Origin of the sequence: Ottowia sp. SB7-C50, from assembly GCF_033110285.1 — a bacterium.
Classification (GTDB): Bacteria; Pseudomonadota; Gammaproteobacteria; order Burkholderiales; family Burkholderiaceae_C; genus Ottowia.
Window position 1 is genome coordinate 428,626 of record NZ_CP136995.1, and the last position, 23,134, is coordinate 451,759.

At 65.7% G+C, this 23,134-nt stretch carries 22 protein-coding genes and 1 pseudogene; all 23 read left to right on the top strand.

The window, feature by feature from the left end:
- Positions 1-58: 58 nt before the first annotated feature.
- The 23 genes and pseudogenes from R0D99_RS02075 (at position 59) to R0D99_RS02185 (ending at position 22,516) form a co-directional block, all read left to right on the top strand.
- A complete protein-coding gene (locus R0D99_RS02075) occupies positions 59-604 on the top strand; it encodes an elements of external origin (protein ID WP_317749742.1) in 546 nt (181 codons plus the stop codon).
- Positions 604-2,563: pseudogene (locus tag R0D99_RS02080) on the top strand (phage terminase large subunit family protein). Before R0D99_RS02075 ends, R0D99_RS02080 begins: the two are co-directional and overlap by 1 nt.
- Positions 2,564-2,592: 29 nt before the next feature.
- Complete coding sequence (locus tag R0D99_RS02085) at positions 2,593-3,084, top strand: hypothetical protein (protein WP_279841822.1); 492 nt, start codon at positions 2,593-2,595, stop codon at positions 3,082-3,084.
- Positions 3,084-3,476 (top strand): hypothetical protein, encoded by a 393-nt coding sequence (locus tag R0D99_RS02090; RefSeq protein ID WP_279841823.1) that lies wholly within the window; start codon positions 3,084-3,086, stop codon positions 3,474-3,476. The genes R0D99_RS02085 and R0D99_RS02090 overlap by 1 nt, the downstream gene beginning before the upstream one ends.
- A complete protein-coding gene (locus R0D99_RS02095; protein WP_004629285.1) occupies positions 3,476-3,697 on the top strand; it encodes a phage head-tail joining protein in 222 nt (73 codons plus the stop codon). Before R0D99_RS02090 ends, R0D99_RS02095 begins: the two co-directional genes overlap by 1 nt.
- Before the next feature lies 1 nt (position 3,698).
- Positions 3,699-5,213 carry a phage portal protein gene (locus R0D99_RS02100; protein WP_317749743.1) on the top strand — a complete coding sequence of 505 codons (1,515 nt, stop codon included), beginning with the start codon at positions 3,699-3,701 and terminating at the stop codon, positions 5,211-5,213.
- 33 nt (positions 5,214-5,246) lie between these two features.
- Entirely contained in the window at positions 5,247-6,488 is a 1,242-nt protein-coding gene (locus tag R0D99_RS02105) for a S49 family peptidase (RefSeq protein WP_317749744.1), read from the top strand.
- Between the two features lies 1 nt (position 6,489).
- A complete protein-coding gene (locus R0D99_RS02110) occupies positions 6,490-6,867 on the top strand; it encodes a head decoration protein (RefSeq protein WP_004629291.1) in 378 nt (125 codons plus the stop codon).
- A 2-nt stretch (positions 6,868-6,869) separates the two neighbouring features.
- The gene (locus tag R0D99_RS02115; RefSeq protein WP_024541998.1) at positions 6,870-7,874 is read left to right on the top strand and encodes a major capsid protein; all 1,005 of its coding nucleotides are present in this window, start codon (positions 6,870-6,872) and stop codon (positions 7,872-7,874) included.
- Positions 7,874-8,176, top strand: a complete 303-nt coding sequence (locus R0D99_RS02120; RefSeq protein ID WP_069376976.1) for a hypothetical protein — start codon at positions 7,874-7,876, stop codon at positions 8,174-8,176. The genes R0D99_RS02115 and R0D99_RS02120 overlap by 1 nt, the downstream gene beginning before the upstream one ends.
- A 4-nt stretch (positions 8,177-8,180) precedes the next feature.
- Entirely contained in the window at positions 8,181-8,627 is a 447-nt protein-coding gene (locus R0D99_RS02125; protein ID WP_317749745.1) for a hypothetical protein, read from the top strand.
- Between the two features lie 5 nt (positions 8,628-8,632).
- Positions 8,633-8,854: a hypothetical protein gene (locus R0D99_RS02130; RefSeq protein ID WP_069376978.1), complete on the top strand. Its 222-nt coding sequence runs from the start codon at positions 8,633-8,635 to the stop codon at positions 8,852-8,854.
- A complete protein-coding gene (locus tag R0D99_RS02135; protein WP_054286366.1) occupies positions 8,851-9,603 on the top strand; it encodes a hypothetical protein in 753 nt (250 codons plus the stop codon). The genes R0D99_RS02130 and R0D99_RS02135 overlap by 4 nt, the downstream gene beginning before the upstream one ends.
- Positions 9,604-9,614: 11 nt before the next feature.
- Positions 9,615-10,013: a hypothetical protein gene (locus R0D99_RS02140; RefSeq protein WP_054286367.1), complete on the top strand. Its 399-nt coding sequence runs from the start codon at positions 9,615-9,617 to the stop codon at positions 10,011-10,013.
- Positions 10,010-10,219 carry a hypothetical protein gene (locus R0D99_RS02145; protein WP_054286368.1) on the top strand — a complete coding sequence of 70 codons (210 nt, stop codon included), beginning with the start codon at positions 10,010-10,012 and terminating at the stop codon, positions 10,217-10,219. Before R0D99_RS02140 ends, R0D99_RS02145 begins: the two co-directional genes overlap by 4 nt.
- On the top strand, positions 10,194-10,838 hold the full coding sequence (locus R0D99_RS02150; RefSeq protein WP_069376979.1) for a DUF6441 family protein: 645 nt from the start codon (positions 10,194-10,196) through the stop codon (positions 10,836-10,838). Before R0D99_RS02145 ends, R0D99_RS02150 begins: the two co-directional genes overlap by 26 nt.
- 1 nt (position 10,839) lies before the next feature.
- Positions 10,840-14,877 carry a tape measure protein gene (locus R0D99_RS02155; protein WP_317749746.1) on the top strand — a complete coding sequence of 1,346 codons (4,038 nt, stop codon included), beginning with the start codon at positions 10,840-10,842 and terminating at the stop codon, positions 14,875-14,877.
- 36 nt (positions 14,878-14,913) lie between these two features.
- Entirely contained in the window at positions 14,914-15,324 is a 411-nt protein-coding gene (locus R0D99_RS02160) for a hypothetical protein (RefSeq protein ID WP_317749747.1), read from the top strand.
- 855 nt (positions 15,325-16,179) lie between these two features.
- Entirely contained in the window at positions 16,180-18,933 is a 2,754-nt protein-coding gene (locus R0D99_RS02165) for a hypothetical protein (RefSeq protein ID WP_317749748.1), read from the top strand.
- Between the two features lie 47 nt (positions 18,934-18,980).
- Positions 18,981-20,246, top strand: coding sequence for a hypothetical protein (locus tag R0D99_RS02170; RefSeq protein ID WP_317749749.1), 1,266 nt, complete (start codon positions 18,981-18,983; stop codon positions 20,244-20,246).
- Between the two features lie 3 nt (positions 20,247-20,249).
- Positions 20,250-21,335, top strand: a complete 1,086-nt coding sequence (locus R0D99_RS02175) for a hypothetical protein (RefSeq protein ID WP_317749750.1) — start codon at positions 20,250-20,252, stop codon at positions 21,333-21,335.
- Positions 21,332-21,727: a hypothetical protein gene (locus tag R0D99_RS02180; protein ID WP_128313629.1), complete on the top strand. Its 396-nt coding sequence runs from the start codon at positions 21,332-21,334 to the stop codon at positions 21,725-21,727. Before R0D99_RS02175 ends, R0D99_RS02180 begins: the two co-directional genes overlap by 4 nt.
- Positions 21,728-21,730: 3 nt before the next feature.
- Positions 21,731-22,516 carry a hypothetical protein gene (locus R0D99_RS02185; protein WP_317749751.1) on the top strand — a complete coding sequence of 262 codons (786 nt, stop codon included), beginning with the start codon at positions 21,731-21,733 and terminating at the stop codon, positions 22,514-22,516.
- Positions 22,517-23,134: the final 618 nt, after the last annotated feature.

The window sequence follows — 23,134 nt, forward strand, 5'->3', positions numbered from 1 at the left end:
TCCCGATGGAAGCCAAGCTCAATCTGCGGAAATGACGAACAAATGATTGAAGGTGACGATGGGACTCTCCATTCGCGCCTACGCGCGCCACCGTGGCGTGTCGCACGTGGCCGTGAAGAAGGCCATCGACACCGGGCGGATCACACCGCTGCCAGACGGCACGATTGATCCGGATACCGCCGACGCGCAGTGGGCACAAAACACATTGCAACCCCGTAAGGCGGCAGCGCCGGAGAAGGTCAGCCCCGCGAAGGCGCGCGTACTGCCCGAGCGTGAGGTGCCCGAACCCGGCGCCCCTCCGTTGTCGACGGGCGGTACATCGCTGCTGCAGGCGCGCACCGTCAACGAAGTGCTCAAAGCCCAGCTCAACAAGGTGGAGCTAGCGCACCGCAAGAAGGAACTGGTGGATCGGGCGCAGGCCGTGGCCCACGTGTTTAAACTCGCGCGCATCGAGCGCGACGCGTGGTTGAACTGGCCCGCGCGTATCTCCGGGCAGATGGCATCCGCGCTCGGTGTCGATGCGCACCAGATGCACGTGACCCTGGAGGCTGCCGTGCGCGAGCACCTGATTGAGCTGGGCGAGCTGCGCCCGCGCGTGGATTGATGACGATGGACTACGAAGGCGCGCAGGAGATCGAACGGGCGTGGCGCGACGGGCTTACTCCCGACCCGCTGCTCACGGTATCGGAATGGTCAGATCGCCACCGGATGCTCTCCAGCAAGGCGTCTGCCGAGCCGGGGCGCTGGCGCACCAGTCGCACGCCGTACCTGAAGGCCATCATGGACTGCCTGTCGCCGACCTCGCCGGTCGAGCGTGTGGTGTTCATGAAAGCAGCGCAGCTTGGTGCGACCGAGATGGGGTCGAACTGGATCGGCTACGTCATCCACCACGCGCCGGGCCCGATGATGGCGGTCTGGCCAACGGTGGAGATGGCCAAGCGCAACTCCAAGCAGCGGATCGACCCGCTGATCGAGGAATCGTCCGCCTTGGCCGAACTGATCGCCCCGGCGCGCTCGCGCGACTCGGGCAACACCATTCTGGCCAAGGAGTTCCGGGGCGGCGTACTGGTGATGACCGGGGCGAACAGCGCGGTAGGCTTGCGCTCGATGCCGGTGCGCTACCTGTTCCTCGACGAGGTTGACGGGTATCCGCTGGACGTCGAGGGTGAAGGCGATGCGATCTCGCTGGCCGAGGCGCGCACGCGCACCTTTGCCCGGCGCAAGATCTTCATCGTGTCGACGCCGACGATTTCTGGCGCCTCGGCCATTGAGCGCGAGTACGAGGCCAGCGACCAGCGCCGCTACTTCGTGCCATGCCCGCACTGCAACCACCCGCAATGGTTGCGCTTCGAGCAACTGCGCTGGGACAAGGGGCAACCGGAAACCGCCGCCTACATCTGCGAATCGTGCGACACCGCGATTTCCGAGCATCACAAGACGTGGATGCTGGAGCGTGGCGAATGGTGTTCGATGGCACAGGGCAAGACGGCAGGCTTTCACCTGTCGTCTCTGTACAGCCCGGTGGGCTGGCGCTCCTGGCGTGACATCGCTGCCGCGTGGGAAGCCGCCGTCAACAAGGAGTCGGGATCAGCCGCCGCGATCAAGACTTTCAAGAACACCGAGCTGGGCGAGACCTGGGTCGAGGAAGGCGAAGCGCCCGACTGGCAACGGCTGGTCGAGCGCCGCGAGGACTATTCCGTGGGCACCGTGCCACTTGACGGCCTGCTGTTGGTGGGTGCGGCCGACGTCCAGAAGGATCGCATCGAGGCCTCGATCTGGGCCTTTGGGCGCGGCAAGGAGTCCTGGCTCATCGAGCACCGAGTCCTGATGGGCGATACCGCACGGGACGCGGTGTGGAAGGCGCTGGCCGCGATGCTGGCCGAGAACTGGACGCACGCCTCGGGGGTGGCGATGCCACTGGCGCGCTTCGCGCTGGACACCGGCTTTGCCACGCAGGAGGCTTACGCCTTCGTGCGAGCCTGCCACGATCCGCGCGTGATGGCGGTCAAGGGCGTGCCGCGCGGTGCCGCACTGATCGGCACACCGACAGCCATCGATGTGTCGCAGGGTGGCAAGAAACTGCGCCGAGGCATCAAGGTGTTCACGGTGGCGGTTGGGATCGCCAAGCTGGAGTTCTACAACAACCTGCGCAAGAGCGCGGATGTGGGCGAGGACGGCTCGACCCCGGTGTTTCCCGCCGGGTTCGTCCATTTGCCCAAGATCGACGCCGAGTTCATCCAGCAGCTCTGCGCGGAGCAATTGATCACCCGCCGCGACCGCAACGGCTTCCCGGTGCGCGAGTGGCAAAAGATGCGCGAGCGCAACGAGGCCCTGGACTGCTATGTCTACGCCCGCGCGGCCGCATCCAGCGCGGGACTTGATCGCTTCGAGGAACGCCACTGGCGCGAACTGGAGTGGCAACTGGGGGTAGCACCCCCCACCGGATGAGCCACCGCCCATCCACGACATCGAATTGAACGAGGCCACCCAACGCGGTGGCCTCGCTGCTTCTGGCACCCGCAATTCCGGTCGGCGCGTCATCCGAAGCCGTTGGCTTCGCTGACGGCGGCGGCTTCAAACCAAGGAGAACACATGAGTCTTGCCACCCGCATCGAGAGCCTGGTCATCCGCGTCGCCCAAGAGTTCAACGACGTCCGGGCGACCGCAGGCAATCTCGCCAGCCTGTCCACCACCGACAAGTCAAGTCTGGTCGCGGCGATCAACGAGCTGAAGGCGGCGGTGCTTTCCGCCACCGCCATCGACGACAACCAGATCGCCACCTCCACCACCTACTCGTCGAACAAGATCGTGTCGCTACTCGACGCGCTCAAGGCCGACATCCTCGGTGGCGCGGACGCCGCTTACGATACTTTGGTCGAGATCCAGCAGCTCCTGCAGAACGGCAGCACGGGTCTGGACGCGCTCCTGGCCGCCGTCAATCTGCGTGTGCGCTTCGACGCGGCGCAGACCCTGACGGTCGCCGAGCAACTGCAGGCCCGCACCAACATCGGTGCGGTCGCGGCCAGCGATGTCGGCAACACCGACACCGACTTCGTCGCGATCTTCGACGGGGTGCTGGCCTGATGAGCCTCGCCTCCAGCATCGCCGCCTTGGCGGCGCGCATCGGCTTCGAGGTCAAGTCCAAGATCGACGCCACACATCCCGGCCTTGCCCGGGTGTGGGTCAGCTTCGGCTACGTCAATGGCCAGGTCGTGATCGCCAGCGCGCGCAATGTGGCCAGCGTCGTGCGCACGGCGGCGGGCCGATACCGCGTGCATTTCGCCGTCGCGATGCCGGACGCCAACTACTGCTGGACGGCGCTCGCGCGCAGCAGCAGCAACAGCGGCCAGCAGCGTCTGGCCGTCGTGCGCGCCAGCTCCGACCTCAAGACGGCCCAGTACGTCGACATCTCCTGCGCGACGACGGCAACGTCGTTCGACGACTCGTCCGAAATCAACCTCGTGGTGTACCGCTGATGGCCTACACAGAAATCCAACTCCAGGCCTTGGAGAGCGCGCTCGCCAAGGGCGAACGGCGCGTGACCTTTGCCGACAAGACGGTCGAGTACCGCTCGGTCGACGAACTGATGGCCGCGATCCGCGAGGTTAGGCGCGGAATGCTGCAGCAGGCGGCTGAAACCGGGCTGCTGCCCGGTGCGCCGCGCCAGATCCGCGTCACCACGCGCAAGGGGTTCTGAGATGGCGTGGTTCTCCCAAACGGTGCGCCGGTTGTTCGGTGCCTCGCCAGTACACGAAGCCGCAGGTCGTGGCCGTCGCTCGCTGGCTTGGATGCCCGGCAACCCGGGCGCGGTCGCGGCGATGTTGACAACCAACGCCGAGTTGCGCGGCAAGAGCCGTGACCTCGTCCGCCGCAATGCTTGGGCGCAGGCCGGTATCGAAGCCTTCGTGGCCAACGCGGTCGGCACCGGCATCAAGCCGCAGAGCCTGTCTGGCGACGAACGGTTCAAGGCCGAGGTGCAAGCACTGTGGCGCGATTGGGTTGAGGAAGCAGACGCGGCGGGACAGACCGACTTCTATGGCCTGCAGGCCCTGGCGTGTCGGGCGATGCTCGAAGGTGGCGAATGCCTGATTCGCCTGCGGCCACGCCGTCCGGAGGATGGCCTGTCGGTGCCCCTGCAACTCCAGTTGCTGGAGCCCGAGCACCTGCCCATCAACCTGAACACCGATCTGCCGTCCGGCAACGTCGTGCGCTCCGGCATCGAGTTCGACAACCTTGGGCGGCGCGTGGCCTACCACCTGTACCGCTCGCACCCGGAGGACGGGCGACTGGCTCCGATGTCGGGCCAGGGCGGGATGGACACGGTGCGCATCGACGCCAAGGAGATCATTCACCTGTTCCGCGTGCTGCGCCCGGGGCAGATCCGGGGCGAGCCATGGTTGTCGCGGGCCCTGGTCAAGCTCAACGAGCTCGACCAGTACGACGACGCCGAGCTGGTGCGCAAGAAGACCGCCGCGATGTTCGCGGGTTTCGTCACGCGCGCCAACCCTGAGGACAACCTGATGGGCGAAGGTGCAGCGGACGCCGACGGGATTGCGCTTGCCGGACTGGAGCCGGGCACGCTGCAGATCCTGGAGCCGGGCGAGGACATCAAGTTCTCCGATCCGGCTGATGTTGGCGGTTCGTACTCCGAATTCCTGCGCACCCAGTTCCGCGCGGTCGCCGCCGCCATTGGTATCACCTACGAGCAGTTGACCGGCGATCTGACCGGCGTGAACTACTCGTCTATCCGTGCCGGGCTGCTGGAGTTCCGGCGTCGCTGCGAGATGGTGCAGCACGGCGTGCTGGTGCATCAGATGTGCCGCCCGGTCTGGGCGGCCTGGATGAAGCAGGCGGTGCTCGCCGGGGCCCTGGATGCCCCGGGCTTTGCGCGTGGTGGGCCAGCCCGTCGCCGCCAGTACCTCGCGGTGAAGTGGATTCCCCAGGGCTGGCAGTGGGTTGACCCGGAGAAGGAATTCAAAGCGATGTTGCTGGCTATCCGCGCCGGCCTGATGAGCCGCTCGGAAGCCATCTCGGCCAACGGCTACGACGCCGAAGACGTCGACCGTGAGATCGCCGCCGACAACCAGCGCGCCGACGACCTCGGCCTGATCTTCGACTCAGATCCTCGCTACACGTCGAAGGACGGCGGCGGCTCGGAACCCAACCGCAGCGCCAACGCGCCGGACATCACCGGTAGCCAATCGCTTCCCTGATTCGCTGCCTGACCGCTTTCCCGAAGGATTCCCATGACTTTGCTACCTCATCTGGCTGCGCGCCTGTTCGGCGTGCCGCTGGCGATTCATCGGCCGAAACTCGACATCATCCTCTCCGTGCTCGGTGCGCGCATCGGCCTCGCCGACCTCGCCGCGCCCGTGGGTTACACGCCTGCGGCCCGCGCGCCTGGGCCTCCGAGCGGCAAGGTTGCCGTCATCCCGATCCACGGCACGCTGGTGCGCCGAACCTCGGGCCTCGAGGCCGAATCGGGTCTCGCCAGCTACACCGGTATCGCCGCGCAACTGGACGCCGCGCTCACCAGCCCCGAGGTCGCTGCGATCCTGCTCGACATCGACTCGCCGGGTGGCGAGTCGGGCGGCGTGTTCGATCTGGCCGACCGTATCCGCGTGGCGTCGCAAGTGAAGCCCGTCTGGGCCGTGGCCAACGACATGGCGTTCTCTGCAGCCTATGCGCTGGCGTCCGCCGCCACCCGCGTGTTCGTCGCGCGCACCGGCGGTGTCGGCTCGATTGGCGTCATCGCCATGCACATCGATCAATCCGTCAAGGACGCCAAAGACGGTGTTCGTTACACCGCCGTGTTCGCGGGCGAGCGCAAGAACGACCTCAACCCGCACGAGCCGCTCTCCGACGCCGCGCACGCGGTTCTCAAGGCCGAGGTGGATCGCGTCTACGAGCTGTTCGTCGAGACGGTCGCTCGACATCGCGGCCTCGATGCGGACGCCGTGCGCGCCACCGAAGCGGGCCTGTTCTTCGGACCGGACGCCGTTGCCACCGGTCTTGCCGATGCCGTCGGCAGCCTCGACGACGCGCTCACGCAACTCACGCAATCGCTTTCCCCACTCCCGACTCAGGTGGCTCCGGCCAGCCAAGCGGGCTTTCTTCGCAACCACCAGATGGAGTCTTCCATGAATGATCGAACCGACCCCGCTGCTCCTGATCGGCCTCTTGCTGATCCTGCTGGCAGTCCTCCTCAACCGTCCGCCGCCTCCACCGCCACCGCGCTGAGCGTGGCCGACGCCGTCGAAATCGCCCAGACCTGCACGTTGGCCGGGCGAACCGACCTGATTGCGGGCTTCCTCGACGCCCAGTCCTCGCCCGCCAAGGTGCGCAGCCAACTGCTTGCGGCGCAGGCCGAAGCCAGTCCCGAAATCACCAGCCGCATCGCCCCCGATGCCGCGCGCCCTGTGGCCAGCAATCCGCTGATCGACGCCGCCAAGCAGATCGCAGCGCAATCCACCAAGAAGGAGATCTGAGATGCCCGCTCTCGCCGAACCTCTGAACCTGGGCGACCTGCTCAAGTACGAAGCCCCCAACCTTTACTCGCGCGACCGCGTCACGGTCGCTTCGGGCCAGAACCTGCCGCTGGGCACGGTGGTCGGCATCGTCACCGCAACGGCCAAGTTCAAACAGCTCGATCCGTCCGCAGAAGACGGCACGCAGGTCGCCGCTGGCGTGCTGCTACAGGCCTGCGATGCCACCTTGATCGACCGTGACGACGGTCTCGTCGTCGCGCGCCACGCCATCGTCGCCCACCATGCGCTCGCGTGGCCCGACGCCATCACCACCGCCGAAAAACTCACCGCCATTGCGCAGCTTAAGGCGCTGGGCGTGCTCGTTCGCCAAGGAGCCTGACCATGAACAACCCCTTCAGCAACCCCGCCTTCTCGATGACGGCGCTGACCGCCGCCATCAACATCCTGCCCAACCGCTACGGGCGTCTGGAAGAACTGAACCTGATGCCGTCCAAGCCGGTACGGCAGCGCCAGATCGTCGTCGAGGAAATGAACGGCGTGCTCAACTTGCTGCCTACGCTGCCACCGGGTTCACCCGGCACGGTTGGCGTGCGTGGAAAACGCAAGCTGCGCTCTTTCGTCGTGCCGCACATCCCGCACGACGACGTGGTGCTGCCGGAGGAAGTCCAAGGCATCCGTGCCTTCGGCTCGGAAACCGAAACTGAGACGGTGGCAGGCGTGATTGCGCGCCATCTGGAGACGATGCGCAACAAGCATGCGATCACACTGGAGCACCTGCGCATGGGTGCGCTCAAGGGCGTGATCCTCGACGCGGACGGCTCGGTTCTCTACGACCTGTTCGATGCCTTCGATATCACCCAGCAGGCGGTGGCCTTCGAGCTCGGCACGGCGGGCACCAATGTGAAAGCCAAGTGCACCACGGTGCTGGCAACCATCGAGGAGAACCTCAAAGGCGAGTTCATGAATGGTGTCCATTGCCTGTGCTCGCCGGAGTTCTTCGCCGCGCTCACCGGCCACGCCAAGGTCGAGAAGGCCTTCGAGAACTGGCAGAACGGGGCAATCCTCATCAACGACGTGCGTCGCGGCTTCACCTACGGCGGTATTACCTTCGAGGAGTACCGGGGTCAGGCCACCGATGCCAGCGGAACCGCACGCCGTTTCATCGCCGCTGGCGAGGCTCATGCCTTCCCGCTGGGCACCATCGACACCTTCGGCACCTACTTCGCACCGGCGGATTTCAACGAAACCGTCAACACGGTCGGCCAGCCGCTGTACGCCAAGCAGGAGCCGCGCAAGTTCGACCGGGGCACCGATCTGCACACGCAGTCCAACCCGCTGCCGATGTGCCATCGTCCGGGCGTGCTGGTGAAGTTGACGGTGGCGTGATGAGTCTCGTCGAGCAGATCTACGAATCGGCCGCCAATGCCGGGCTCTTGAAGGACTGCCTCTGGCGTCCTTCGGACGGCACGACAGCGCAGCGCCACCCGGTTGGCTTCGCCGCTCCGGACGACACCGTGTTCGACGGCCTGGCCTCGACCACCGACTATCAGATGTCGTATCCGGCCTCGGTGTTCCTGGGGCTGGTTCCGCGCGAGGCGGTCGAGATCGATGGCGTGATCTATCAGGTGCGTAGCACCCGGGCCGTGGGCGACGGCTCGGAGATGCGCGCACAGCTCACCCGGGTGTAGTGCCGTGTCCGGCAACTCGATCCGCGAACAGATTCTGCTCGCGGTGATGGCGGCTGTCCGCACGCCGGTGGAATCGCTCGGCGCCACGCTACACCGCTCGCCCACGGTGGCCATCAGCCGGGAGCAATGCCCGGCGCTGGTGGTGTTTCCCGAGTCCGAATCCATCACCGAGCGTGCCAACGACCGCGTGACGCGTGAGCTCACGGTGCGCCTCGTCGCGCTGGCCCGCGCGGTGCCTCCCGCAATTCCCGAGACAGAAGCCGACCGGCTGCTCACCGCCGCCCATGCTGCGCTGCTGGCTGACCGGAATCTGGGTGGCCTTGCCTTGGGTATCCGCGAGCAGGAATGCGAGTGGGACGTCGAGGACGCCGATGCGGTGGCCGCCACGATTCCGGCGCGCTATGCGATCACTTACCGGACGCTCGAAACCGATCTTTCAGCCAAAGGATGACCCCCATGACTTCCATCGTTCTGACTCAGCCGCACACCCACGCGGGCCAAGCCTACAAGGCGGGCGAACGGCTCGATGTGGATGGCAGCACTGCCGACTGGCTCATCGCCAACGGCATCGCCCGCCACGACCGCCAGCCCGTACCCGAGCCCCAGCCGCAAGGCGACGGCACACCCATTGAGCCCATCCGACCCATCACCACCCAACGCAAGGAATCCAAATCATGAGCACCTACGCCAGTTTTCAGGGCCGTGTCTTCCTCGGCAAGCGCGACGAATCCGGCCTGCCCATCGAAGTGCGCTCGCCCGGCAACGTCGCCGAGCTCAAGCTCTCGCTCAAGACCGACGTGCTGGAGCATTACGAGAGCCAGACCGGCCAGCGCTCGCTCGACCACCGGATGGTCAAGCAAAAGTCGGCCACCGTGAACCTCACCATCGAGGAGTTCACCAAGGAAAACCTCGCGCTGGCGCTGTACGGCAACCACGTCACCGGCAGCACAGGCACTGTGACCGCCGAAACGATCGGCGGCGCTGCTCCGGTGGTCGGCGACCGCTACTTCTTCGCCCATCCCAAGGTGTCGGCGCTGGTGGTGACCGACTCGGCGGGCACGCCCGCGACGCTGACCGCAGGCACGCACTACACCGCCGACACCGACTTCGGTGCCCTCCAGTTTCTGGATATCACCGGCTTCACCGCACCGTTCAAGGCCGCCTACAGCTACGGCGTCGCCACCGAGATCGGCATCTTCACGCAGGCGCTGCCCGAGCGCTACCTGCGCCTGGAAGGCATCAACACCGCGCAGGGCAACGCCAAGGTGCTGGTCGAGCTGTACCGCGTGGCCTTCGATCCCTTGAAGGAAATCTCCTTCATTTCGGACGAGTACAACAAGTTCGAGCTGGAAGGCTCGCTCCTGGCCGACACCACCAAGCCTTATGACGCGGTGCTTGGCCAGTTCGGCCGCATCGTGCAACTGTGATGGGGACTGCCATGAGCGATCTGGAAACCCTCATCCCGCAAGCGGTGGAGCTGGTCATCGACGGGGAGCCGTTGGCTATCAAGCCACTCAAGGTCGGCCAGATGCCCGCCTTCCTGCGCGCGATCACGCCGGTGATGCAGCAGATCGGCGGCGATGGTATCGACTGGCTGGCCCTGTTCGGCGAGCGCGGCGACGACTTGCTGACGGCAGTGTCCATCGCCGTCGGCAAGCCCCGCGCGTGGGTCGACGCACTCGATGCCGACCAGGCCATCCTGTTGGCGGCCAAGGTGCTTGAGGTCAACGCCGATTTTTTTACCCGGACGGTGATGCCTCGGCTCGACGGGTTGATCGCGCAGACGAGCGCGGCGGTGGCAGTGACCACGGCTGGTTCGACACCGTCCAGCACCTGATCGAGCGCGGCCACCGGTTGCCCGACATCCTCGACTACACCCTTGCGCAGGTGCGCGGCTTCGCCGCCGCCACCGCGCGTGAGGACGCCGCACGCGATGCCCGGCTGCTCTCGCTGATCGCCATCGGCGCACGCGGCGACTCGCGTCACCTCGACCAGACCCTCGACAGGCTCCAAAACCATGCGCATCTCGGTTCGCATCGATAGCAAGGCCGCGCAGGCGCAGTTGCGCCGCTGGGGCGGCGAGTTCCGCGAGAAGGTCCAGAAGGTAGTCGCGCGCGGCATTGCCAGTGAGGCCGCCGAACTCAAGCAGGACGTGCGCAGCCACGTCGCGGGCCAGATGACGGTGGTCAAGAAGTCCTTCGTCAAGGGCTTCACTGCCAAGGTGCTCGACAAGGACAAGAACCGGCTGCCTGCGCTCTACGTCGGCTCGCGTATCCCGTGGTCGGGCATTCACGAGCGTGGCGGCTCTATTTCCGGCCGGATGCTGATCCCACTGCACGGTCGTGTCGGCCGCAAACGCTTCAAGGCGCAGATCGCCGAGTTGATGCGCGGTGGGAACGCCTACTTCATCAAGAACGCCAAGGGGAACATCGTGCTGATGGCCGAGAACATCAAGGAATACGACCGGCCACTGTCGGGCTTCAAGCGCCGCTACCGCAAGGCCGAGGGCATCAAGCGGCTCAAACGTGGAGCAGATGTACCCATCGCCGTGTTGGTGCCCCGGGTGCAGCTCAAGAAGCGCCTGAACGTCGAACGCATCGTCGCCGGTCGGATTCCGCGCCTCTCCGCACGGATCGAGAAGCAGTTGCGGCTGGTGGACTGAAATGGCAAACCGCATTTCCATCCTTGTTGCGCTCGAAGGCGCTGACGAGGGGCTCAAACGCGCAATCAATTCGGCCGAGCGCAGTCTTGGCGAGTTCGGCGCAAACGCCAAGACCGCAGGCGATAAAGCTGCCGCCGGGATGGCCGAGGTCAAGGCCGGAATGAGCGCATTTGGCGATCAGGTCGCCAAGGCCAAGACGCAGTTGCTGGCTTTCCTCACCATCAACTGGGCCAGTGGCAAGGTGCAGGAGATCGTCCAGATCGCCGACGCCTGGAACATGATGTCTGCGCGGCTCAAGCTCGCCACCGCTGGCAGCCGCGAGTACACGGTCGCGCAGAAGGAACTGTTCGCCATCTCGCAGCGCATCGGCGTGCCGATCCAGGAGACCGCCACGCTTTACGGCAAGCTGCAACAGGCTGTGCGGATGCTGGGCGGAGAGCAGCAGGATGCCCTCTCGCTCACCGAAAGAATCTCGCAAGCACTGCGTATCTCAGGTGCATCGGCCACCGAGGCGCAGTCGTCCCTGCTGCAGTTCGGGCAGGCCCTGGCCTCGGGCGTGCTGCGCGGCGAGGAATTCAACTCTGTCGTCGAGAACAGCCCTCGTCTGGCCAAGGCGCTCGCCGATGGTCTGAACGTGCCCATCGGACGGCTGAGGAAGCTCGCCGAAGAAGGGCGGCTCACCGCCGACGTGGTGGTCAACGCGCTGATGAGTCAGAAGGACAAGCTGGCCGCCGAGTACGCGCAGTTGCCCGTGACCGTCAGTCAGGCATTCACGCGCCTGTCGAACGTCTTCGGCCAGTGGATCAGCAAACTTGACGAATCGACCGGCTTCACCAAGAAGCTCGCCGAGGCGCTGACGTGGCTGTCGGAGAACCTGGACACGGTGATGAAGTGGCTGGGGCGCATCGCCGAGGTCGGCCTCGCGGTGCTGGTCTACCGCCTGATCCCGGCGCTGATCATCGCGTGGCAGACGGCGGGGGCGGCAGCGGTGACAGCCGCCAGCACCACGGCGGCGGCGTGGGCAACGGCCAACCTGTCGTTGTCGAACGCCATCGCCACGGTCGGCAAGCTGCGCGTGGCCTTCGGCGTGCTCGGCGCGGCCATCATCGGCTGGGAGATTGGGACGTGGCTGTCAGAGAAGTTCGAGATCGTCCGCAAGGCGGGCATCTTCATGGTCGAGGTGCTGATGAAGGGCATCGAGCACCTGCGCTTCCAGTGGGAGGTGTTCGCCGCCATCTTCACGTCCGACACCATCGCGGAAGCCACGAAACGGCACGAACAGCGGCTCGCGGAGATGAATCGCATCTTCGCCGAGATGTACGCGGACGCCACCGAAGGCGCGAACGCCGCCAAGGGCGCGATGAACACCGCCGCGACCGCTGCCGAGGAGATCGCCAAGCGGCTCGAAGCCGTGCGCCAGGGCACGCAGGAAGCGGTCGGACGCGGCATCGAGGCGGTGCACGCCGCGCTGGAGAAGCTCAAGTCCCGGCTGGGCGAGGTCGAACAGGCCGTCGGCAAGGCCCAAGGCGTGGTCAACGATGCCACCGCCAAGATGGCCGAAGCCTACAAGGGGCTGACGTCCATCGTCGAGGCCAGCCTCGCCCAGCAGGTGCAGGCGGTGAAGAACCGCTACGACCAGGAGAAGGCGGAACTGGATCGCACCCAGCAATCCGAAACCGCCAGGATCACCAAGTCTACGCAGCTGCTCGCCGAGGCACTGACGCAGCAGGCGACCCTGCGCCGTCAGGCCACGACCGAGACGCTCGGCCTGATCGATCAGGAAACGCAGGCGCGCAAGGACGCCGCCGCCCGGCAAGGCCAGACCGAGGACGAGCGCCGGGCCAACGTGCAGCGTGTCGAGAACGACATCCTCGCCACCAAGCGCCAGACCCTGGCGCAGGCGCTCTCCGAGTACCGCCAGCACATCGACGCCCTCAACGCCGAAGCCAACCGGCATCTGGCGGAAGTGCAGCGCATCGAGGAAGCCAAGCGCCAGTTGTCGATGTCCACGGAGGAGCGCATCCGCGACATCCGCCGCCAGGGCATGACGGAGTATGAGGCGACTGAGGATCGCAAGCGCCAGATCGCGGAGATGCAGGAGCAGGCGCGCCGGGCGCTGGCCAACGGTGAATTGGAGCTTGCCCGCCAGCTTGCGCAGAAGGCGATGGACATGGCCGCGCAGGTGGCCACCAGCCAGACCAACGAGGCCAAGCGCGGCGAGGAAGCGCGCAAGCAGTCCGAGCAGGCGGTGTCGCAGGTCACGCAGCTCGAAGCGCAGTCGCGCGAGGCCTACCGCAGGCAGGAGTACCAGCAAGCAGCCGACCTGATGCGCCAAGCCGATCAGTTGCGCGCGGAACTGGCGCAGAAGGCCAAGGATGCCGACGTGCAGGCCGCGCAAGGAAAACAAGGGGTGCGTGACGCCATCGACCGCATCCGCCAGTCTGAGGAAATCCTCAACCAGGCGCTGGATGCCGAGGCCAAGGCGCACCAGACCGCTGCACGCGAAGCGCTCAGCGCGCGTGACCAGATTCGCCAGACGCTGGAGCAGACGCAAACCCAGATCGACCAGGTCACCGCCAAGCTCAAGGACGGCCTGAAGGTCACGCTCGACGCCGACACCACGCGCTTCGACAAGGCCATCGCCGATCTGGACAAGGCGCTGGCCGAGAAGGAATACCTGCTGCAGATCCAGGCCGATCTGCAGGAAGCGGAGAAGAAGCTCAAGGAATACGAGCAGCTGCTCAAGGAAGGCAAGACGCTGCCGGTCGATGCCGATGTGTCCAAGGCCAAGGAGGCACTGGACAAGCTCAAGACCTACGCCGATCAGAACGCGCAGTTCGAGCTGAAGGTGGCGACCGAAAAGGCGCAGGCGGCAATCACCAATGTCGAGGGGATGATCAAGGCGCTGAATCGCATCCAGACCGAGTCGCAGCATCAGGTGGCCAGCAACGTCGGCGCGGTACGCGCGGAAATCGACAGCCTCAATGGGCGAAACACCTCCAGCACCCACACCATCTACGTGACCAAGGTGGAAACCAATGCCACCGGCGGTCTGGTTGGTGGTGTGCGGCGGTTTGCCGACGGCGGCGCGGTGGCTCCGGCCTTTCCTCGGATGAGCGGTGGCTCGGTGCCCGGCTCCGGCCACCACGACACCGTGCCGCGCACCTTGGACGCCGGAGCCTTCGTCATCCGCAAGGCGGCCGTGCAGAAGTACGGCAGCGGCGCGCTCTCGCGGCTGGCCAGCGGGGTCGCGCACTTTGCACGAGGCGGCTCGGTGGCGATGTTCGGCGGCGGCAAGGCGGCAGATGCCGATCCGAACGACAAGCCGAGCGGGCCCAAGAAGAACCGCGAAGCGTTCGAGGCGCTGAAGATGATCGACCTCGGCCTGCAGGGGATGAACGAATACACCAGCTGGCTGCAATGGAACTACGGCGCATCGGTCAGTCTGGATATGCGCAGCAAGACGATGGACAACTACGGCAAGCAGGCGCAGCAGGATCGCCGCACGCTGGAAGAGTTCATGAGTCGCAAGACGCTGAGCGGAAACGAGCGCCAGAACCTCGAACGCATCAAGCAGACGTGGCGCTCGGCGATGGCGCAGCCCCTGCTCTGGGGCAAAGACCTGGAGCGCGAGCTGATCGACTACATGGAGCAGAACCAGGGCGAGTTCTACCGGCGCGGCGGGCTGTCGAAGTCGGACACCGTCCCGGCGATGCTCACCCCCGGTGAGTTCGTCGTGAACCGGCAGGCCGTCTCTCGCTACGGCGCAGGCTTCTTCGAGGCCATCAACAACCTGAACGCTCCGGCGCAGGCACTGGCGGGACGCGCGCTGGCAGGCATTCAGGGCTTTGCCTCGGGCGGTCTGGTGCAGCCCGCAAGCCGCAGCCTGCCGCGTCCCTCGCTGCCCGACAGCGCGCCGACGCGCACCGTGCGCGTGGAGCTGTCCTCGGGACAACAGAAGGTCAACGCCACCGTCGATGCGCGCGACGAAGCGCGACTGCTGCAACTGCTGGACGCCGCCCGCGCCCGCACGGCTTGACCGTGCGCTCCTGTTTCTCTGCCTGAGGGTTTCCCGATGCAAATGAAGAACCTCGACACCGGGGTGGCTCTGCCATTGCCGGACGACTTGCTCTGGAGCGACGAGCACGCGTGGTCGCCTGCGGTTGCCAATGCGTCCTACCTGATCACCGGGGCCTTGCTGATCCAGTCGGCCACCCGGCAGGCAGGTCGGCCGATCACTCTGGTGGCAGCACCCGATATGGCCTGGGTGACGCGTGCCGCCATCGAGCAGTTGCGCGCGTGGGCGGCGATTCCGGTGGGCGGCAGCACAGGCCGCTTCGAACTGACTTTCGCCGATGGCCGGGTCTTCACGGTCGCTTTCCGCCACCAGGAGGTCGCCATCGAGGCCGAACCCGTGCTGGGCATCCCGGCGCGATCCGGCAACGACTTCTACCGCCTGACCCTTCGATTTTTGGAGATTGCCTGATGCCAATTCAATCTGGCGACGTGAAGCTGCTCAAGTCCGCCGTGATGGCGGACGTGCCCGAAGGCGGCGGCGCGCCCACGGGCCTCGTGATTGCCGATGGCGTATCGAACGCCATCTTCCCCGACATCTCCGAGCTGGATCGCGCCGGAGGCCGTGTCAACCTGCGCAAGAGCTTCGTGCAAGTGGCCACGGATGACACCGACACCTACTTCGGGGCCAACGTCATCGTGGCCGAGCCGCCGCAGGACGAGCGCGTCAGCGTCACGCTGTTTTCCACCCGCAAGACCTTCGACACCCGTGAGCAGGCGCAGACCCGCATCGAGGCCTACCTCAACAAGGGTCCTGAGTGGGCGGGCTACTTGTTTGAGAACCACATTGCGGGCCAGCGGGTGATCCAGCTCTTCCAGCGCCTGAGCGACGCCGTGCCCAACGTCGGCCAGACCCTCGTCCTGATCGAGAACGAAGGACTGCCCACGCAGAAGGAGCAGTACATCCGCGCCACCGCCGTGTCGGTGGTCGAACGCAGCTTCACTTACAACACTGACCAGGACTACAAGGCGGCGGTCGTCACCGTCGCCATCAGCGACGCGCTGCGCTTTGATTTCACGGGCTCGCCCGCCAGCCGAACGTTCACGCGGGCAACCAACAGCACGAAAACGCGCGACACGGTGGTGGCCGACGCGGGCACCTATGTCGGCGTCGTGCCGCTGACGCAGACTGCCAATGTGGGCGACTTCACCATCAAGGGCGCGTCCATCTACACGCAGCTCGTGCCCAGCGCCCAGACCGAGACGCCGATCTCCTTCGTGCCCCCCCTACGCCGCAGCAGGTTTGCCGGTGCCCGGCGCGGCACCCGTGAGCTACACGGCCAGCCATGCCTGGAACACCAGCATCAAATTCAACCTGCCGGGTGGCTGCCTGCCCGGGTCGCTGTCCATCGTCACCGATGGCATCACGATCTTCGACGATGCGGGCCTGCTCAAGACCGCCAGCGGCACGCTGGGCACCATCGACTACGCCAACGGCATCCTGAGCCTGAACTCCGGCTCGATGTCCAACAGCAAGGCCATCACCTACACACCTGCTGCACAACTGCAGCGCGCGCCGCAAAGCGCGGAGATCGCGGTCACGCCGGAGTCGCGCAGCCAGTCCTACGTCGGCACCGTAAATCCGGTGCCGCAACCCGGCACGCTTGCCATCAGCTACATGGCGCAGGGCCGTTGGTACGTGCTTTCGGATGGCGGCAATGGCTCCCTCAAAGGGCTTGATGCCAGCTACGGCGCGGGCACTTTCAACAAGAACACCGGGGCCTTCGTCGTGACCTTGGGGGCACTGCCCGACGTGGGCTCGTCGCTGATCCTGACGTGGAACGTGCCGACCCAGGAAACGCAGCAGCCAACCGCCGCTCTGAAGGCATCGCAGGCCCTGCAGCTTGCCCCGCCCGAAGGCCAAAGCGTTCAGCCGGGCACGCTCACCATCACCTGGCTACACGAGAGCGGCACGGGCACGCGCACGGCGTCCGCCACCACGTCCGGCGAGCTCAGTGGTGCTGCCACCGGTAGTCTGAACGTCGCGCAGAACCTCTTGAGCTTCGCGCCGAATGTCCTGCCGCCAGTCGGCGCACTGCTGACCGTGGACTACGTTGCGGGCCCCAAGCAGGAGGACAGCTTCGCGCACCCCTCGCGCGATGGCCAGGGCAAGGTACCGGTGACTGCAACCCTGGGCTCCATCGAGCCGGGCTCATTGGAGATCGAGTGGAACACCCTGACGGACACCGCCGTACTCGGGGTCTACACGCTGCAGCAGATTCAGGCGATGGGGCTGGGCCTGTGGAACGGGGTCGATCCCACGCAATACGCCCGCGACGATGGTGCGGGCAATGTGCTGCGCGCAGGCCAAGTCATCGGCACCGTCAACTACGCCACCGGCGCGGTGCAGTTTCAGCCCGACGTCACCCTCAAGATTCCAAGCCCCGTCTATGGCGCGCAGCGCCTTGGCTGGGCCTCGGGCGTGGGCCAGATGTTCCGCCTCAACTACGGTGGCATCAGCTACGTGGATGCACCGTCGCTGTACCCGAACGACGAGTCCGGCTACGTCAAGCTGCGCTACAACAGCGCGGGCTCGACCAGCAACCACAGCGAAACGTTCGCGTTCAGCCCATCGTTTCGGCTGGTGCCCGGCGTCAACGCGCAGGTGGTGACGGGCACGGTGTTGCTGTCCATCGCGGGCAGCCAGCCCTGGGGCGACAACGGTCAGGGCACGCTCCGTGAATTCACGCCCAGCGGCTGGGTCACGCGCGGCAGCATCAACTACCTCTCGGGCGCGGTGACGCTCACCTCGTGGTCGGCGGGCGCGACCAACAGCATCACGCGCGCCAGTTGCGTGACCACTGTGGGCGAGAACATCTCCAGCGAGTACGTGTTCCGCACTGGTGCTGCGCCACTGCGCCCAGGATCGCTCTCCATCCAGTTCGCCCGTGCGGTGGGTGGAACCCAAACCGTGACTGCTGGCATCGACGGCGCGATCACTGCGTCTGGCGTCATCGGCAGCGTCGATTACGACACCGGCCTCGTGCGGGTGCGCTTTGGCACCGTGGTCACGGCGGCGGGCAACGAGAGCGAGCCGTGGTTCGACGCCGAGAACGTGCGGCCAGACGGCAAGATCTTCCGGCCGGAGCCGGTGGCGGCATCCAGCCTGCGCTACAGCGCCGTGGCCTACAGCTATTTGCCCCTGGATGCGGCGCTGCTGGGAATCGATCCGGTGCGCCTGCCCAGCGACGGGCGTGTGCCGATCTTCCGGCCCGGCGGCTTTGCGGTGGTCGGCCACACCGGACGCATCACCGCGTCGGTCAGCAACGGCCAGACCATCGATACGGGCCGCGTGCGTCTGTCGCGCGTGCGCGTGGTCGGCCACGACGGCGTGGTGATCCACACCGGCTACATCACCGATCTGGAAGCAGGCACCGTCACCTTCACGAACGTGACCGGCTACAGCCAGCCCGTGACCATCGAGCACCGCATCGAGGACATGGCCGTGGTGCGCGACGTGCAGATCAACGGCGAGATCAGCTTCACGCGCCCGCTGACCCACGCCTATCCGCTGGCCAGCCCCGGCGATCCCGTCTCCGGTAGTTTCGTCTCGAGTGCGCTGGTGGCCGGTGATCTGTTCGCCCGCGTGAACCTCGTGTTCGATCAGAGCACCTGGAACGGCAGCTGGTCGGATGAACTGACCGGCAGCGCCGCGACCGCCACCTTCAACCACACCCAGTACCCGATCACGGTCACCAATCGCGGGGCGCTCACTGAGCGCTGGGTGGTTCGGATGACCAACAGCACCTCGTTCGAGGTCATCGGCGAGAACGTAGGTGTGATCGCCACCGGAAATACCAGCGCCGACTGCGCCCCCAACAACCCTGCGACGGGGGTGCCGTACTTTCGCTTGCCAGCGCTCGGCTGGGGCAATGGCTGGGCCACCGGCAACGTGCTGCGCTTCAACACCATCGGCAGCCAGTTCCCGGTCTGGGTGGTGCGCACTGTCCAGCAGGGGCCGGAGTCCGTGCCCGACGACAACTTCACGTTGCTGATTCGCGGGGATGTCGACACGCCCTGATGGCGTGGGTGCCCCCTGATCTTTGAACCCTTCTCGCAGGAATTCCTATGACCGACCTGACCGTCAAATACTTCAGCAGCGGCATGACTGGCGCGCCCCAGATCGCCAACAACTGGGGAGATCTGGTGACGATGCTCGATGCGTGCCTGATCAACGGCTTCGCCTTGAAGGCCATCGACACATTGACCTTCGCCGACGGCATCGCCACGGCGACCATTTCCTCGGGCCACGCCTATCGGCCATTTCAGGTGGTCGAGATCGCTGGCGCTGAGCAGCTCGAGTACAACGGACAGTTCCGCGTACTGACGGCGACGATGACCACGTTCACCTATGCGGTGACCGGCACGCCCGTCTCGACCGCCACGACGGCGACGAGTCTCTCGGCCAAGGTTGCCCCGCTGGGGTGGGATAAGCCGTTCTCGGCGACTCACAAGGCCGCCTACCGCAGCAAGAACCCGCAGTCCCCGCAAAACCTGCTGCTGATCGACAACAGCCTCAAGACGCCCAACTACACGACGGGCTGGGCCAAGTGGGCCAACGTCGGCATCGTCGAAGACCTGTCGGACATCGACACCATCGTCGGCGCGCAGGCTCCCTATGACCCGAACAACCCGGCGCAGAACTGGAAACAGGTCACCGCCAGCCAGTGGGGTTGGTACAAGTGGTTCCACGCGCGTGGCCCCCAGTACGAGAGCAATGGTGACAGCGGCGGCGGTGGGCGTAACTGGGTGCTGATCGGTGACGACCGCCTGTTCTTCCTCTTCTGCACCAACGCGGCGGGCTATGGCTGGTATGGCCGCAACAGCTACTGCTTTGGCGACCTCATCAGCTTCAAGCCGGGTGACAACTACGCCACGGTGCTGGCTGCCGATGACAACTACTCGGGGATGAGCAACTACTGGAGCTATCCCGGCCAGTTCAGCGGCTACGGGTTGGTCTCGTCCCTGGACTTCACGGGCAAGGTGCTGCTGCGCAACCACACCCAACTCGGCAACCCGGTGCGGTTTGGGCTCACGTCCCTGAACACGAACAATGGCCAGCAGATCTGCGGCCGGGGCCCGACGCCGTTCCCGAATGGAGCCGACTACAGCTTGTGGCTGCTGCCCACCTACGTGCGGCAAGAGGATGGCCACATGCGCGGCATCCTGCCTGGAATGCTGTGGATGCCACAGGATCGTCCGTACAGCGACCAGACCATCGTCGACAACGTCGTCGGCCAGGAAGGCAGAAGGTTCCTGTTGGTCAGGACGCAATACAGCTCGGAAACCGAAGGCGCACAGATCGCATTCGACATCACCGGGCCTTGGAGGTAAGCGATGAGCTACCCGTTGAGCGAGTCCTTCGCCACTGCGCCTGCCGCCGGTTACACCGCAGTTCTGGGCGGAATGTCCGCGATGCACAACAGCGCGCAGCAATCCATCGACATCTCGGCTCCCAACAGTCAGTCCATCCTGCGCTTCAATGAAGCCGCCCACGGCGATTTCTGGTTCGAGGCCGACGTCGAGTTGTTGACCGACCCAAGCGCCCGCAAACACATCGGCCTGTGGATGACCACTGGCAATGGCTCCGAAGGCTACCGGTTCGCACACCTCGACGGGGGGTGGAGTGTTTCCCGCTGGAACAGTGGTTTTGGTGACGGGGCCGGGGTGACGGGTGGCGTCAATGATGGGGCGAGGCCCATTGCTGGGCTGGCCGACGTGGCTCCGACCTTCAACGTCGGCCAGCGGATGACCCTGCGCTGCGAGGTCATCGTTGGCGCACTGGATGCCAACGGAGTGCCCTGGGCGCGATTGATCCAGTTCAAAGTGGACGGCGTACTGATGTTCCAGGTCGGCGATGCCGCCTACCGGGGCAAGCTGATTCCAGGTGTGTTCCTGTACGGGGCCACGGCCCGCGTCCACGCCATCTTTGGTGACACGCCTTCGGGCTTGCCTGCGTTTCCTGCGGCGGTGGGCGTGAACGCCGCCGACGATCTGCTGCCGTTGGCCGGTGGATCGACCTCGGTGCTGCCCGATCCCGCCGCCAACATCGGCGTCAACGCTGACTGTGACCTGATGCGCTTGAACAGTCCCAACTCGGAGTTGTGGAGCCGAGGTGGTGGCTACGACTGGCAATTCCATCCGATTCCGAACGGTCGCAAGAACATCCACTTCAGCGGCCACGGATTCATCGCTGGAACGGTCAAGGAGAAGGGACAACCCGACCAACCGCTGGTGCGGAGGGTGCAGCTCATCAGCGAGAACACCCGCATCCTGGTCGCCGAGACGTGGTCTGACACCGGCGGCAACTACCGATTCGAACTGGTGGACCCGGCGCAGCGATACACCGTGGTCAGCTACGACCACAAGCAGATGTACCGCGCCGTGATCGCGGACAACCTACGCCCGGAGATGATGCCGTGACCGTTGCCATCACTGTCGAACACAACGAGGCGCGGCTGGCAGGCACCTTGGCCTTCCTCGACGCAGGCACCAACCCGGCGCGCCTGCGCATTTACGGCGGTACGCGTCCCGCCACCCCGGCGACGACGCCCGCGAGCGCGATGCTGGTCGAGATCAGGCTCACCAAGCCCGCAGGCACGATTGCGGGGGGACTACTCACCCTGACGCAACAGGAGGACGGTTTGATCACCAGCACCGGCGTTGCCACGTGGGCGCGGCTGGTCAACGGCAACGAAGTCACGGCTTTGGATCTGGATTGCAGCGGTACCGACGGCGATGGCGATGTGAAACTGGCCAGCACCAACCTCTATCTGGGCGGTGACGCCCGGATGGTGTCGGCCATCCTGGGGTAAGCCGTGCCTGCCGTGTCCAACGAGGTGACCTTGGTCGCCACGTTGCCCGCGCCCGCCGTCACCGTGGTGGTCGACCCGCCCTTGGTCGATCTGCTCTTCGATCAACCCGCTGCCACCGACGCCAATTTGGTGTTCGGGGCCAACTACATCGCCCCGCGCGACGATGTGACGTTGCGGGCCACACTGCCGCTGCCGGTCGTCACGATCAAGTTCATCCCACCGGCACGGGCCGAGTTGTTAGCCCAGCTCCCGGGCCTGACGGTGCAGTCACTGGTCTTGCGCCCGAGCGTGCCCTTGAATGTGGGGGCTGGTGCAGGCGCAAGCCTGCCCGGCGTCGTGTTCACCGGAGAGGTCAGGTACGCGTCGCACACGCAGCGTCCCACGGTGGGTCGGACTTCGCACCTCTGGCAGGTGGCGAAGCAGACGGAGGACGGCGCGAAGCAGAGCCAGCAGGATGCGGCTGCAACGCCCGCAGGCTGGAAGACGTTCTGGCGGCGCACGATTGCCGCGCCTCAAGGCGTCGATCATCGGTTACCCCCCGGTCTTGGCCTCGCTGCCTGCGCAGCATCGCACCGGCCAGCAACAGGCTCGGCCCTTCCACGACTTGACGTGGTTCGCGCATCAGGATGGCACGTATCTCGAATTGGCTCGACTGAGCTTGTTTCAGAACGCGTCCCGCCTGCGCGATGCGACGGGGTTTCGTCATCAAGACGGCGACCGCACCAAGCGCGCGGGACGGGTGAGCCCTTGGCAAACCGCGCGGCAGCTCACCCAGCGCCAAGGGAGTGATTTTCAGAGCGCGAGTCCATCAGCGATGGGATGGCGTGGCCGGTATCAGGATGCCGTGCCGCCGCTGCCAGGGATCAGCATCTGGGTGATCCCAGAGCCGCCCGCGCCTCAACCTTGCTACGCGCCGAGCGCCCACCTGGTGTTCGCGGCATTGGCCCCTGCGGACAGCCACTTGCTGTTCGTTTGTGAAAACCACATCGACCCGCCACCTCCCGATGGGGAGCCGGTGGTCGTTCCCGTTCGGAGGGTGTATTTCGTGATCAACAACGTGACACTGCACCGGCTGCCCGATGGATTGCCCGTGCCAGTGTTCAGCCTTTCACTGGCGCTCGATGCCGCCTCCTGGACGTGGGGCTTCGATGCGCTGCTGCCCGCCGCCGCTACAAGCCTCGTCGCCCCCAGCAGCAACGGCGGCCCGGTCGAACTGGTAGCCAGCGTCAACGGCACGCCGTTTCGCGTGCTGGCTGAGAGCATCAGCCGCGAGCGGGTGTTCGGCGACGCGAGCATCCGCATCTCAGGAAGAGGGCGTAACGCCGTGCTGGCCGCACCCTACGCGCCGGTGATGAACTTCCAGCAACCGCAGGCGCGCACGGCACGGCAGTTGATGGACGATGTTCT